Annotated in this window: 15 protein-coding genes and 1 pseudogene; 13 read left to right on the top strand and 3 right to left on the bottom strand. The window is 69.8% G+C overall.

The window, feature by feature from the left end:
* From A5704_RS29380 to A5704_RS29390, 3 genes are all read left to right on the top strand, one after another.
* The coding region (locus tag A5704_RS29380) for a hypothetical protein (RefSeq protein ID WP_231969227.1) at positions 1-73 on the top strand (73 nt) is incomplete at its 5' end.
* Positions 74-266: 193 nt separating this feature from the next.
* Positions 267-845: an alpha/beta fold hydrolase gene (locus A5704_RS29385; RefSeq protein WP_231969225.1), complete on the top strand. Its 579-nt coding sequence runs from the start codon at positions 267-269 to the stop codon at positions 843-845.
* Positions 845-1,246: an alpha/beta fold hydrolase gene (locus tag A5704_RS29390; protein WP_231969226.1), complete on the top strand. Its 402-nt coding sequence runs from the start codon at positions 845-847 to the stop codon at positions 1,244-1,246. Before A5704_RS29385 ends, A5704_RS29390 begins: the two co-directional genes overlap by 1 nt.
* 20 nt (positions 1,247-1,266) lie before the next feature.
* Here the strand turns inward: A5704_RS29390 and A5704_RS23105 are convergent, their stop codons facing one another.
* Together A5704_RS23105 and mhuD are read right to left on the bottom strand one after the other, a co-directional pair.
* Positions 1,267-2,631 (bottom strand): serine hydrolase, encoded by a 1,365-nt coding sequence (locus A5704_RS23105; protein ID WP_067747844.1) that lies wholly within the window; start codon positions 2,629-2,631, stop codon positions 1,267-1,269.
* The gene (gene mhuD, locus A5704_RS23110; RefSeq protein WP_067282414.1) at positions 2,606-2,926 is read right to left on the bottom strand and encodes a mycobilin-forming heme oxygenase MhuD; all 321 of its coding nucleotides are present in this window, start codon (positions 2,924-2,926) and stop codon (positions 2,606-2,608) included. Before mhuD ends, A5704_RS23105 begins: the two co-directional genes overlap by 26 nt.
* A gap of 63 nt (positions 2,927-2,989) precedes the next feature.
* On the opposite strand from mhuD, the gene A5704_RS23115 reads away from it, so the two are divergent.
* From A5704_RS23115 to A5704_RS23150, 8 genes are all read left to right on the top strand, one after another.
* A complete protein-coding gene (locus A5704_RS23115) occupies positions 2,990-3,748 on the top strand; it encodes an alpha/beta fold hydrolase (protein WP_067891273.1) in 759 nt (252 codons plus the stop codon).
* 95 nt (positions 3,749-3,843) lie between these two features.
* The gene (locus A5704_RS23120) at positions 3,844-4,182 is read left to right on the top strand and encodes a lsr2/espR transcriptional regulator (RefSeq protein WP_104182682.1); all 339 of its coding nucleotides are present in this window, start codon (positions 3,844-3,846) and stop codon (positions 4,180-4,182) included.
* A gap of 5 nt (positions 4,183-4,187) precedes the next feature.
* Positions 4,188-4,667 carry an NADH-quinone oxidoreductase subunit B family protein gene (locus A5704_RS23125; RefSeq protein ID WP_067782229.1) on the top strand — a complete coding sequence of 160 codons (480 nt, stop codon included), beginning with the start codon at positions 4,188-4,190 and terminating at the stop codon, positions 4,665-4,667.
* A complete protein-coding gene (locus tag A5704_RS23130; protein WP_369827112.1) occupies positions 4,664-6,640 on the top strand; it encodes a proton-conducting transporter membrane subunit in 1,977 nt (658 codons plus the stop codon). The genes A5704_RS23125 and A5704_RS23130 overlap by 4 nt, the downstream gene beginning before the upstream one ends.
* A 5-nt stretch (positions 6,641-6,645) precedes the next feature.
* Complete coding sequence (locus A5704_RS23135; RefSeq protein ID WP_067891276.1) at positions 6,646-7,596, top strand: respiratory chain complex I subunit 1 family protein; 951 nt, start codon at positions 6,646-6,648, stop codon at positions 7,594-7,596.
* Positions 7,593-8,255 (top strand): hypothetical protein, encoded by a 663-nt coding sequence (locus A5704_RS23140; RefSeq protein WP_067747835.1) that lies wholly within the window; start codon positions 7,593-7,595, stop codon positions 8,253-8,255. The genes A5704_RS23135 and A5704_RS23140 overlap by 4 nt, the downstream gene beginning before the upstream one ends.
* The gene (locus A5704_RS23145) at positions 8,255-9,721 is read left to right on the top strand and encodes a proton-conducting transporter membrane subunit (protein WP_067747833.1); all 1,467 of its coding nucleotides are present in this window, start codon (positions 8,255-8,257) and stop codon (positions 9,719-9,721) included. The genes A5704_RS23140 and A5704_RS23145 overlap by 1 nt, the downstream gene beginning before the upstream one ends.
* Positions 9,718-11,196 carry an NADH-quinone oxidoreductase subunit C gene (locus A5704_RS23150; protein ID WP_067782226.1) on the top strand — a complete coding sequence of 493 codons (1,479 nt, stop codon included), beginning with the start codon at positions 9,718-9,720 and terminating at the stop codon, positions 11,194-11,196. The genes A5704_RS23145 and A5704_RS23150 overlap by 4 nt, the downstream gene beginning before the upstream one ends.
* 9 nt (positions 11,197-11,205) lie before the next feature.
* Here the strand turns inward: A5704_RS23150 and A5704_RS23155 are convergent, their stop codons facing one another.
* Positions 11,206-12,117, bottom strand: a complete 912-nt coding sequence (locus tag A5704_RS23155) for an A/G-specific adenine glycosylase (RefSeq protein ID WP_067747829.1) — start codon at positions 12,115-12,117, stop codon at positions 11,206-11,208.
* Between A5704_RS23155 and A5704_RS23160 the strand changes: the two genes are divergently transcribed.
* Positions 12,116-12,733, top strand: a complete 618-nt coding sequence (locus tag A5704_RS23160; protein ID WP_067747827.1) for a carbonic anhydrase — start codon at positions 12,116-12,118, stop codon at positions 12,731-12,733. The genes A5704_RS23155 and A5704_RS23160 overlap by 2 nt on opposite strands.
* A 102-nt stretch (positions 12,734-12,835) precedes the next feature.
* Positions 12,836-13,483: pseudogene (locus A5704_RS23165) on the top strand (hypothetical protein); the annotation flags it as partial.
* Positions 13,484-13,643 lie beyond the last annotated feature (160 nt).

Below are 13,643 nucleotides of genomic sequence, written 5' to 3' on the forward strand. Positions count from 1 at the left end.
ACCCACCGGCGAGCGCGCCGACTGGTGGTGGTACCAACCCTTCCAACCCCAACCACCACCATCCAACAACTAGCCCGCCTACCGGTGCGGTCGCTCCCGGCAACGTATCGACGAGTAACCGGTTGCCACCGGAATCAGCCAGCGTCGCAACGCATCCACTGCGTAAGCGTCGTTGAACCACGTGTTGTCCGGCCGGGCAAGATCTGGGAGCCTCAATGGTTCGAAGACAGTCTCCGAAATCCCGCTCGACGGAGAGGCGGCCCGCGGTGACCCGCGCCCTGACGAAGCCGGTCGGCGCCGTAACGCTGTCCGGGCTTCTCGCCCTGGCCGCTCGCTATGCCGCCCAATCGGTCGTCGCGCGGATCGAGAACAATCCCGATCCCTATCCTCGTGAGCGCCTCGCCACCGAACAGCGCGGCGAGCAGCACTTCATCAGCCGAGCCGACGGGACCGTGCTGCGCGCCATCACCGCCGGCGCGGGGCCCGCCGTCGTTTTCGCGCACGGCTACGGCGGCACGCTTGGGGAGTGGAACATCGTCTGGGATGAGCTGTTGGCCCGGGGCTACCGCCTCATCGCCTTCGACCAACGAGGACACGGTAGCTCCACGCTTGGTTCGGCCGGCGTGGGGTCCGCGCCCATGGCCGAGGACTATGCGTCCATCCTGCGGCACTTCGACGTCGAGGATGGCGTCCTGGTAGCCCACTCCATGGGCGGCTTCGTCGCCGTCCGTGCGGTGCTCGACCACGAGGACGTCTCGGGCCGGTTGCGGGGATTGGTGTTGTTCGCGACATGGCGGGCCGGATCAACGACGGTGCGCCGCAAAACAGGCTGCAGATCCCGCTGATGAGGTCGGGGCTCATGGGCTGGCTGGTGCGAACGCGGGTCGGCGGGGTGCTTTTCGGCGCAGCGCAATGCGGGAAAAAGCCTTCCCCGGCAATGATTTCGGTGTTCATCGAGTTCTTCGACAAACACATGCGCGAGCATGGGCCCCTGACGCCGATCCTGCGGGCGTTCGGGCGGGAGGACCGTTACCCCCGCCTGGGGGAGATTTCGATTCCGACGGTTGTCATGGTCGGTTCAGCCGATCGCAGCACCCCGCCCATTCACTCTCGACGGCTCGCCGCCGGGATACCCGGCGCACGGCTCGTCACGGTGCCGGGCGCCGGCCATCTGCTGAACTGGGAGGGCGCCGACGCGCTCGTCGCCGTTGTGGGAGAGCTGTCCCCTGGGTCGCAAGCCGGCTAGCGGCGGCTGGACGGTGACGATCAGCGCGGTGCGATCAGCGCGAAGGCCTGCTTGGCGACCTGCAGCATCCACCCGGTCACGTTCGGCCCGTGGTCGCGTGGCCAGTTGAGTTGAAAGCTGACCACGTACGGCTGCTGCGTCTTGTCGACGGCGTACCAGCTGAAGGTCAGATCACCCGGCAGGCCACCGGCTTTCGCGCCGATGTAGGGCCAGACGTCGCGGTCCAGCTGGATGCCCGACACCGCGGAGAGGATCTGCCTGACGGGGGCGGCCGCGCCGACGGCGTCGGCCTGCAGCGCCGCGTGGATCCGGCAGATGTCCTCCGCGTTGCCGTACCACTCCGCACCGTAGGACGACGCCGGCGTGTGGGCGCGGGTCGGATCCGGTTCGTAGGGAGTCGCATTCGCCTGGGCAAGCAGTTGGGCGCGGACTTGCGGCGACCCGTGTTGCCACTGAGTGCGCAGGTCCGGCTTGCCCCAGCCGACCGAGAACAGCTCGTACATCGTGGGGAACGGCGTCATGCTCGCCGGGTCGTGGTGGCCCGCCGTGACCAGCGCCTGCTCGATCGCGTGGGTGCCCAGCCTTCCGATCAACAGGTCGGTGGCCATGTTGTCGCTGGTCGCGATCATCTTCTCGGCGGCCGTTCGGACCGAAACCTGCGCTCCGGCGGGCAGAGCCAAACCGGACGAGCCCACCGCGCGGCTCTTGTCGGTGACGGTGAGCCGATCATCCCAGGAGATCGTTCCGTCCTTGATGGCGCCCGCCACGGCGTGCAGCACGTACAGCTTGAAAATGGAAGCGAGCGGCAAGGATTCGGTGGTATTGGTCCCAGCCACGGGGTCACAGTGCCCGTTGTCCACCTTGGCGACCTGGTAGGAATAGCGGGCCCCCGTCTTGCTCAACACCGCGTCGATGTCGTGCCACGAATCGATCTTCGGCGCCTGCGTCTCGAGGTCGAACCGATCGACCCACCCGCCGTCGTCGGTGTGTATCCGGATGTCTTGGCGCGCACCGTAGGACGACGTCAGGTGCAGGGTGGCCCTGCTGGCGCCCAGATCCACGCCGTCGAGGGTGAACGGGCGGTCCCACCACAGGCCCTCCATCGTGGTCTGCACCGACTTGACCATGTCCGGTGCGGCCAGCGTGCCGACCCCAACCGGGCCGATGGGCCAGTCCGAGTTGAGCATGTCCAGCGTCTGCTGGGCCCGGATACCGGGTGGCGTTCGTACGTCGATCTGCCGCCCGGGATTGGCCGCGTTCGCCTGCGGTGAGGGGGAGGTCGCGCAACCGGGCGCGAACGTGACTACCAATGCGGCGGCGGCACTCAACGCCACCGCGCGGCGCCGGGCCGAGAACCCGCTAGCCACCCTGCTTGTTGCCGGCAACGTCCATCACAACCTCGAATTCCAGCAGCGACGCCCCGGTCGCCACCGGGTTGGCCCGCTCGCCGGCGTGGGCCTGAATCGCGGGCCCCTGCGCCCACGCCTGAAATGCCTCTTCGGACTCCCACTGGGTCACGACGAAGTAGCGGTTCTCGCCTTTGATCGGGCGCAGCAACTGAAACCCGAGGAAGCCGGGCTGGTTGTCGACCGCGTGCGCCCGGTGTGCGAACCGCTTCTCCAGCTCGGGTCCGGCGTCGGCGGGTACTTCGATTGCGTTGATCTTCACCACTGGCGACATGCCGCTAGGCTACCCCTTCGCCCGGCCTGTCCAACTGCAGGGCGGGGCACGCAGGATGGTGACATGGCCGGTGATCTGCTGACTTGCCGCGGCGGGCGGGGCGAGCCGTTGGTGCTGGTGCACGGCCTGATGGGCCGGGGCACCACGTGGTCGAGGCAGCTGCCGTGGCTGACCGCGCTGGGCGCGGTGTACACCTACGACGCCTTGTGGCATCGGGGCCGCGGCGTCGACGACCCGCACCCGATCAGCACCGAACGGTTCGTGGCCGACCTGGCCGACGCGGTGAGCGAGCTGGGCACGCCGGTCACGCTGGTCGGGCATTCGATGGGTGCCCTGCACTCGTGGTGTCTGGCCGCGGAGCGTCCGGAACTGGTTTCCGCGCTGGTGCTCGAGGACATGGCGCCGGACTTCCGCGGGCGCACGACCGGCCCCTGGGAGCCGTGGCTGCACGCCCTGCCGGTCGAATTCGACTCCGCACAGCGCGTATACGACGAGTTCGGCCCCGTTGCCGGGCAGTATTTTCTGGAGGCCTTCGACCGCACCGCCACCGGTTGGCGCCTGCACGGGCACCCCGCGCGCTGGATCGAGGTCGCCGCCGAATGGGGCACCCGCGACTACTGGGAGCAGTGGCGGGCGGTGCGCGCCCCGGCGCTGCTCATCGAGGCCGGCAACTCGGTCACCCCGCCGGGGCAGATGCGAGAAATGGCCGAAATGAGCTCTGTCGCAAAGTATTTAAGGGTTCCGGAAGCCGGGCATCTGGTTCACGACGAAGCGCCGCAGGTGTATCGCGGCGCCGTCGAGTCATTCCTCGCCGGCGATTGAGTTCGGGCCTGACCGCCCGAGGTGAGAAGCGCAGCACCATATGATAAATTCTTCAATCGTTAAACCCTAGAAACTTTGCTGCCTTCAGGAGACTTATCGTGACGGAGCCGCTCTACAAGCTCAAAGCGGAGTTCTTCAAGACGCTGGGGCACCCCGCGCGTATCAGGATCCTGGAGCTGCTCGTGACGGGAGAGAAGTCGGTCGCCGAACTGTTGCCCGAGGTGGGGCTCGAGGCTTCGAACCTTTCGCAGCAGCTCGGCGTCCTGCGCCGGGCCGGCGTCGTCGACGCGCTGCGGGACGGCAACACGATGATCTACTCGATCGCCTCCCCGGACATCGCCGAACTGCTCATGGTGGCGCGCAAGGTGCTCACCGGGGTGCTCAGCGACCGCGTGGCGATGCTGGAAGGCCTGCGCGCCGGCGGCGCGGGGTAGCGCGCATGGGCTGGATCAGCAAAGCCGTGCGCGTCGGCCGGATCGCCGAACCCGCGCCACCAGCGCCGGAGCCGGTGACCACGCCGCCCGCCGGGGTGCGCGGCTCACTTCAGATCCGGCACGTCGACGCGGGGTCGTGCAATGGGTGCGAGGTGGAGATCGCGGGCGCGTTCGGGCCGGTTTATGACGCCGAGCGGTTCGGCGCCCGCCTGGTGGCCTCCCCGCGACATGCGGATGCGCTCCTGGTGACCGGCGTCGTAACGCACAACATGGCCGACCCGCTGCGTGTCACGCTCGAGGCGACCCCTTTGCCGCGTCGGGTGATCGCGTGTGGCGACTGTGCCATCAACCGAGGGGTCTTCGCCGACGCCTACGGCGTGGCCGGCGCGGTCGGCGAAATGGTGGGGGTGGACGTGGAGATCCCGGGATGCCCGCCGACACCGAGCCAGATCGTCGCGGCGCTGCGGTCGGTGACCGGCAGGTGACCGCAGTGCTGGCGACCCGAGCGGCGCCCGAGCCAAACACGCTGGCCCGCAACGGCTCCGGATCAATCTGGGCTGGCCTGCTGACCTCGCTGCTGGGCGCTGGCGGGTTATGGGCGGGCGCCGTGGGGATGTTCGGATCGGCGCGCGACGTCCGCATCGGTTGGTTGCTGCCGCTGGCCGGGGTCCAATTGAGCCTCGATCCGCTGGGCGGGTTCTTCATGGCGCTCACGGGGGCGGTCGCCGTCGCGGTCGGGCTGTACACGATTGGCTATGCCCGGCGCGAGCGGGTGGGCCCGGTGACGCTGGCGGTGTTGCCCGTGTTCATCGCGGCGATGCTGCTGGTGCCCGCGGCGGCGTCGATCACCACGTTCCTGCTGGCGTGGGAGTTGATGGCGGTGGCGTCGTTGGTTCTGGTGCTGGCGAACCACACCCGCCCGCAGGTTCGCTCCGCCGCGTTGGTGTATGCGGTGATGACGCAGTTGGGGTTTGTGGCGATTCTGGTCGGCCTGATGGTGTTGACGGCGGCGGGCGGCGCAGACCGGTTCGCCGACTTGCACCGGATACCGCAGGGCGCGCAGACCGCGGTGTTCCTGTTGACACTGGCGGGGTTCGGCTCGAAGGCCGGCCTGGTGCCGCTGCACGCCTGGCTGCCTCGGGCCCACCCGGAGGCGCCGAGCCCGGTGTCGGCGCTGATGAGCGCGGCGATGATCAACCTCGGCGTCTACGGCGTTTGTCGCTTCGATTTGCAGCTGCTCGGGCCCGGGCCTCGCTGGTGGGGTCTGGCCCTGATGGTCGTCGGCGGGGTGTCGGCCCTCTACGGCGTGGTGCAGGCCTCGGTGGCCACGGATCTCAAACGGCTGCTTGCCTATTCGACCACCGAGAACCTCGGGCTGATCACGCTGGCCCTTGGCGCCGCCACCCTGTTCGCGGCCACCGGCGCAAGCGGGCCGGCCGCGATCGCCACCGCGGCGGCCATGCTGCACCTCGTTGCGCATGCGGCCTTCAAGTGCCTCGGTTTCCTCGCCGCGGGATCGGTATTGGCCGCGACCGGGCTGCGCGACCTCGACCGGCTGGGCGGCCTGGCCCGCCGGATGCCGGCGACGACCAGCCTGTTCGCGGTCGCCGCGCTCGGGGCGTCGGGACTGCCGCTGGGGGCCGGGTTCGTCAGCGAGTGGCTGCTGGTGCAGTCGCTGATCCACACGGCCCGAGGGCATTCCGCCGTCTTGGCGTTGACCACGCCGCTGGCGGTGGGGGTGGTCGCGCTCACCACGGGTCTGGGCGTGGCGGCGATGGTCAAGGCGTTCGGCATCGGGTTCTTGGCGCGGCCGCGTTCCGATCAGGCCGCGGACGCCCGAGAGGCGCCACCCACGATGCTGGCCGCCATGGCAATCGCTGCGGCGGCCTGCCTGACGATGGCGGTGGCGCCCGCGGTCATCGCACCCGCGCTGCGCCAAGCGGTCGCCGCGCTACCGGCCGCCCGCGCAATCGGATTCACCGGTCTCGGGGCCGTGGTGCGGCTGCCCGGCCTGCAGGGGTCGATCGCCCCGGGCGCGATCGCCGTCGGTGTCGTGGTGGCCACGGTGACCGCGGCGATGCTGACGCTCTGGCGCCGCGGCCGTCGCCCGTCGGCCGCCACGTTGCCGCTGTGGGCTTGCGGCGCGGAGGATCTCACCGCGCGAATGCAGTACACCGCAACGTCGTTCGCCGAGCCGTTGCAACGGGTGTTCGACGACGTCCTGCGCCCCGACACCGACATCGAAGTCACGCACAGCGCCGAATCGCAATATCTGGCCGAAAAAATCACCTACCGGACCAGAATCGTCGATGCCATCGAGGAACGCTGCTATACCCCGGTGATCCGAGCCGTCGAGGTCGCGGCGGATGTGGCCCGGCGCGCCCACACCGGCAGTGTGCACCTTTATCTGGCCTACGGCGCGCTCGGCGTGCTCGTCGTGCTGGTGGTGGCCCGGTGAATGTCTTGTCCTACGTCGCGGGCGCGGTCCAGATCGCTGCCGTCATGGCCGGGGCGCCGCTGGTGGTCGGCCTGACCCGGCAGGTGCGCGCCCGCTGGGAGGGCCGCGCCGGCGCCGGAATCCTGCAGCCCTGGCGTGACATCGTCAAACAGCTTGGGAAGCAACAGATCAACCCACGTGGGACGACCTTGGTGTTTGCCGCCGCGCCCGCGATCGTCGCCGGAACCACGCTGCTGATCGCCGCGATCGCACCGCTGGTCGCCACCGGGTCGCCACTGGACGCCAGCGCTGACCTGTTCGCCGTGGTCGGACTGCTGTTTGTCGGCACCGTCGCGCTCACCCTGGCCGGCATCGACACCGGCACCTCGTTCGGCGGCATGGGCGCCAGCCGCGAAATCACGATCGCCGCGCTCGTCGAACCCACCATCTTGCTTGCGGTCTTCGCCCTGTCCATGCCGGCGGGGTCGGCGAATCTCGGTGCGCTGGTGGCGCATACGATCACCCATCCGGGCCAGGTGGTGTCGCTGGCCGCCGTCCTGGCCTTCGCCGCACTGGTGATCGTGATCGTCGCCGAGACCGGACGGCTGCCGGTGGACAACCCGGCCACGCACCTGGAGCTGACGATGGTGCACGAGGCGATGGTCCTGGAGTATGCCGGCCCGCGGCTGGCCCTGGTGGAGTGGGCGGCCGGGATGCGGCTGACCGTGCTGTTGGCGCTGCTGGCAAACCTGTTCGCCCCCTGGGGTATTGCCGGCGGCCGACCGGGCGCGGTCGACGTCGCCGTCGGCTTGGCCGCAGTGGCGGCCAAGGTCGCGGTGTTGGCCGGATCCCTGGCCACCGTCGAGGTGTTCGTCGCCAAGCTGCGGCTCTTCCGGGTACCCGAACTGCTGGCCGGATCGTTCCTGTTGGCGTTACTCGCGGTCGTCGCCGCCAACTTCTTCGTGGTGCCGGCATGACGTATGGGACGTTCTCGGTGCTGGTCGACCTCGCCGCCGGCGGGCTGCTGTTGGCCGCGGTGCTGATCGTGTGGCGGCGCGACCTGACCGCCATCATCCGGCTGCTGGCGTGGCAGGGTGCCGCGCTGGCGGCCATCCCCCTGCTGCGCGGGGCGTATGACCGTGACGGCGCGCTCATCGGCGTCGGGGTGGCCGTGCTGGCCCTGCGGGTCGCGGTGCTGCCGCGGCTGCTGGCCCGAGCGGGCGGCGCCGAGTCACGATCGCCCCGGGAAGCCACCCCGGTCATCAACACCGCCACGTCGCTGCTGATCACGGCCGCGCTCACGCTGGCCGCGTTCGCCGCCACCCAACCCCTGGTGAACCTGCAGCCCGCCGCGACCACGTCCGCGGTCCCGGCCGCCACCGCCGTCGTCCTGATCGCATTGCTCGTCATGGTCACCCGGCGGCATGCCGTGTCGCAGGCAGCGGGATTCCTCATGCTGGACAACGGGATCGCCGCCACCGCGTTCCTGCTCACCGCAGGGGTGCCGCTGATCGTCGAACTCGGCGCCTCGCTGGACGTGTTGTTCGCGGTCCTCGTGATCGGAGTCCTGACGGGGCGGTTGGCTCACGCCTTTGGTGCTGCCGACCTTGACGCGTTACAGGAGCTGCACGACTGATGACCGCTTTGTTGCTCGCCGCGATCCTCACTCCGATCGGTGCTTCGGTCGCCGTCCTGGTTGCCGGATGGCGCCGGGCGACCGCGACACTGATCGTGCTCTCGGCGGTGACGGTGCTCGCGTGCGGCGCGGCGCTCGCCGTCCGCGTCGGGTCCGGAACCCGGTTCGCCCTAGGCGGGTTGCTGCGACTCGATGCGCTCACCGTCACGATGCTGATCGTCATCGGAATCGTTGCCACACTGGCCACTTGGGCCAGCATCGGCTACCTCGACGCCGAACTCGCGCACGGTCACACCGACCCGCGCGGTGCCCGGGTTTACGGAGCCCTCACGGCCGGCTTCCTGGCGGCGATGGTTGTTGCGGTGTGCGCCAACAACATCGGCGTCATCTGGATCGCGATCGAGGCGACCACGGTGATCACCGCCTTCCTGGTCGGGCACCGCCGCACCCGCGGCGCGCTCGAAGCAACCTGGAAGTACGTCGTGATCTGTTCGGTCGGCATCGCCGTCGCCTTCCTCGGCACCGTGCTGCTCTACTACGCCGCCGAGCATGCCGGTGCGCCGGCCGCCGCCGCGCTGAACCTCGACGTGCTGGCGGCGCACGCCGGCGGGCTCGATCCCGGCATCGCCCGGTTGGCAGGCGGCCTGCTGCTCATCGGTTACGGCGCCAAGGCCGGGTTGTTTCCGTTCCACACCTGGCTGGCCGACGCCCACAGCCAGGCCCCGGCACCGGTTTCCGCGCTGATGAGCGGCGTGTTGCTGTCGGTTGCCTTCTCGGTACTGATCCGCCTCAAGCCGATCATCGGCGCCGCCACCGGACCCGCTTTCATGCGTTCGGGCCTGCTCGTGATCGGGCTGGCGACGCTGGTGGTCGCCGCTCTGATGCTCACGGTGACGACCGACCTCAAGCGCATGCTCGCCTACTCGTCCATGGAGAACATGGGTTTGATCGCGATCGCCGCCGCGGCCGGGACCTCGCTGGCCATCACCGCTCTGCTGCTGCACGTCCTCGCACACGGGATCGGCAAGACGGTCCTCTTCTTGGCCAGCGGCCCGCTGCAGGCGGCGCACGGCTCCACCGCGATCGCCGACATCGCCGCGGTGCTGCGCCGCTCCCGGATCGTCGGCGTGTCGATTGCCGTCGGCGTGATCGTGCTGCTCGGCCTCCCGCCGTTCGCCATGTTCGCCAGCGAGCTGGCCATCGTTCGATCACTCGCCGACGCGCGGCTGGCCTGGGTGCTCGCCGCGGGCATGTTGCTGGTTGCGGTCGCCTTCGCTGCGCTGGCGCGCAACGCGGGCCGCATCCTGTTGGGCCGCCCGACCGAAGCACGCGAAATCGCAGTTCCCCGAACGATTTCTGCCGCCCTCGTCGTCGGGATCGCCGCATCGATCGCCCTCGGCGTCACAGCCGGTCCGCTCACCGGCTTGTTCACCGCCGCCGCCAGCGACGTCGGGGGAGCGCGGTGAGGGCCGAATGGCAGCGCCACAGGCTACCCCAGGACGGGCTGGCGGCCTCGGCGGAAGACCTGCTGGGCAACGGATTCCGCTTGGCCCTGGTCGCCGCCCACGACGACTCCGCCGCCTACCGGGTCGTCTATCTGTTCCTCGCCGGCCGGCCGGACCGCCGCGTCGAACTCGAATGTGTGCTGCCCAAAGACGATCCGGCCATTCGATCGCTGGCCTATATGTCGTTTACGGCCAGCCGCTTCGAGCGCGAAATGACGGACCTGTACGGCATCCGGTGCGTGGGCCATCCCAAAGCGCGCCGCCTGGTGCGTCATGCCCACTGGCCGGAGGAATGGTATCCGATGCGCCGCACGGCGCCGCCGGCCCCCAAACTCGATGCCAGCGGCCACTTCCCGTTCGTCACGGTCGAGGGCCCTGGTGTATACGAGATCCCGGTTGGCCCCGTGCACGCGGGGCTGATCGAGCCGGGCCACTTCCGCTTCTCCGTCGCCGGGGAAACCGTGCTGCGCCTCAAGGCCAGACTGTGGTTCGTGCACCGCGGGATGGAAAAGCTGTTCGAGGGCCGGCCGGCCGGCGGAGCGGTCGAATTGTCCGAACGGGTCAGCGGCGACACCTCTGTTGCGCACGCGCTGGCCCACTGCCTCGCCATCGAAGACGCACTCGGCGTCGAACTCCCCGACGAGGCGCACCGGCTGCGGGCGCTGCTCGTCGAACTCGAACGGCTCTACAACCACGCCGCCGATCTGGGCGCACTCGCCAACGACGTCGGTTTCGGCCTCGCCCACGCGCACGCCCAACGCATCCGCGAGCAACTGCTGCGACTCAACGACGCGGTGACCGGCCACCGGCTGCTGCGCGGCGCGATGCGCCCGGGTGGGGTGGCGCTGCGGGCGCTGCCGGATTCGGGCGCGTTGCGGCGCATCGCCGCCGACGTCGCCGAGGTCGCCGAGCTGACCCTGCACAACACCGTGGTGTATGACCGCTTCGCCGGGACCGCCGTCCTGCACCAACAGGACGCTCACGCGCTCGGATGCCTGGGCTATGTCGCGCGTGCCAGCGGCCTTCGCACGGACGCCCGAATCGAACACCCCACCACCGCACTGCCCGTCACCGAGATCGACGCCGTCGAGGGGGACGTGCTGGCCCGCTACACGGTGCGCCGCGACGAATTCGCGGCTTCCACCGAACTCGCCTGCCATCTGATCGAAACACACAGCGGCCCAATCGAATACACAAAGAGCTTGCCGGCGACCGACGGCCCCCGCAGTGGGATCGGCATCGTCGAGGGCTGGCGCGGCACCATCGTCCACCGTGTCGAAACCGACGCCGCCCACCGGATCAGTCGCGCCAAGATCGTCGACCCGTCGTGGTTCAACTGGCCTGCGCTGCCGGTCGCGATGGCCGACACCATCGTCCCCGACTTCCCCCTGGCCAACAAAAGCTTCAACCAGTCCTACGCCGGCAACGACCTTTGATCGGCGCGACTATGCCTCGCCCGCCAGGGCGAATCGGCCGTCGGCCGTCTGGGCCACCAGGCCGTCGGCCAGCAACGAAAACAGTGCCCGGTCGCGCTGGGCGGTATCGGTCAGCCACGCCACGTCCAGCTCCGCCCGGGTGACCGGAGAGTCCTTGGCGCGCAACACATCCAGCAGCCGGCCACGGACCTGCCGATCGGTTCCCGCGTAGGTCTGCACCCGCCGGGCCGGCCCCTGGGCCGGGGGATGGCCGGCGTCGCGCCACGCGCACCGGGTGAGCGGGCACAACCCGCACCTCGGCGTTCGCGCGGTGCACACCGTCGCGCCGAGTTCCATCAGGGCGACGGAGAACCGCGGCGCCGTTTCGTCCGCGGGCAGCAGGGCAGCGACGTCGGCCATGTCCCGCACCGCCGACGGCGAACCGGCATCGGCCAGCCCGCGCACGGCGCGGGCCACCACCCGGCGCACGTTGGTGTCCACCACCGGGACCGACTGCCGGTAGGCGAAACAGGCGACGGCGCGCGCGGTGTAGCTGCCGATGCCCGGCAACGTCAGGAGGATGTCGACATCCTCGGGCACCACGTCGCCGTAGTCGCGCGCGATAACGGTCGCGCACTCGTGCAGGCGCTTGGCCCGCCGCGGATAGCCCAGCTTGCCCCACGCCCGCAGCACGTCGGCGGCGCTGGCGGCGGCGGTGGCCGACGGGGTGGGCCACCGCAGCACCCAGTCCGACCAGATCGGCAGCACCCGCGACACCGGCGTCTGCTGCAGCATGAACTCGCTGACCAGGATCTGCCACGCGCTCACGCCGGGCTCACGCCAAGGCAGATCGCGGCGGGATCGCTCGTACCACTCGAGCAACTCGTCGCCCGGAATATTTGGCCGCCCGTTCACCCGCGGATGCGGCATGATGTCAGCCATGCCTAACACCAGCCCCGTAACCGCGTGGAAAGCACTCAAAGAGGGTAACGAGCGATTCGTCGCAGGAAAGCCGCAGCATCCCAGCCAGAGTGTCGAACACCGGGCCAGCCTGGCCGCAGGGCAGAAGCCCACCGCTGTCGTGTTCGGTTGCGCCGACAGTCGGGTGGCGGCCGAGCTCATTTTCGACCAGGGCCTGGGCGACATGTTCGTGGTGCGCACGGCCGGGCAGGCGATCGACTCGGCGGTGCTGGGTTCCATCGAGTTCGCGGTGACGGTGCTGGACGTGCCGCTCATCGTGGTGCTGGGTCACGACAGCTGCGGCGCGGTCAAGGCCGCGCTGGGCGCGATCAACGACGGTGCGATCCCGGGCGGTTTCGTGCGGGACGTGGTGGAGCGAGTCGCGCCGTCGATCCTGATGGGCCGCCGCGACGGGCTCAGTCGCGTCGACGAGTTCGAGGAACGGCACGTGCGCGAAACGATCGCGCAGCTGGTGTCGCGTTCGAGCGCGATCGCCGAGCGGGTGGCGGCGGGCACCCTGGCGCTGGCGGGCGCGACCTATCACCTTTCCGACGGGCGCGCGGCGCTGGTCGACCACGTCGGGGACATCGGCGAATAGGCCCCGGCGCGGCCGGCACTAACACGGCCGTCAGCCAGCAAACCCCGCGACACGCCGGGGCGGGTCAGGCAACTCGACGTGACCTGGGCCTACGCTGCAAACGTGCTGGATCTGGAACCGCGTGGCCCGCTACCCACCGAGATCTATTGGCGGCGCCGTGGCCTGGCCGTGGGCGTCGCGGTCGTCGTCGTAGGGATCGTGGTCGCCGCGGTCATCGCCTTCATGGGACACAGCTCGGGCGCCAAGCCCGCCAGTGCCGACAAGCCCAATTCCGCTCAGAGCAAGCCGGGATCACCTGCGCCGCAGGCGCCTCCGCCGATCGCGCCCGGTGAGCAGCCCACGCCGGTGCCGCAACAGGGCCAGAACCCGGAGATGCCCACCCCGACCGCCGCGGTGCAGCCGCCGCCGGTGCTGAAAGAGGGCGACGACTGCCCCGATTCGACGCTGGCCGTCAAGGGCCTGACCAATGCGCCGCAGTACTTCATCGGTGATCAGCCGAAGTTCACCATGGTCGTCACCAACATCGGCCTGGTGTCGTGCAAGCGTGACGTCGGCGCCGCGGTGCTGGCCGCCTACGTGTACTCGCTGGACAACAAGCGGCTGTGGTCGAACCTGGACTGCGCGCCGTCCAACGAGACGCTGATCAAGACCTTCACGCCGGGCGAGCAGGTGACGACCGCGGTGACCTGGACGGGGATGGGGTCGGCTCCGCACTGCCCGCTGCCGCGGCCGGCGATCGGGCCGGGCACCGGGCCCGGCGGCGGAGGCGGCTGGTTCATGATGAACGGCACCGGCTGCGAACGCAGGTTGCCCAGCTGCACGACGAGGTTGTAGGTGCCCGGCCCGATCGCCGGCCGCGGCAGCGGGCAGTGCGGAGCCGACCCCATCCCCGTCCAGGTCACCGCGGTCG

The organism is Mycobacterium sp. E735 (assembly GCF_001666955.1).
GTDB lineage: Bacteria > Actinomycetota > Actinomycetes > Mycobacteriales > Mycobacteriaceae > Mycobacterium.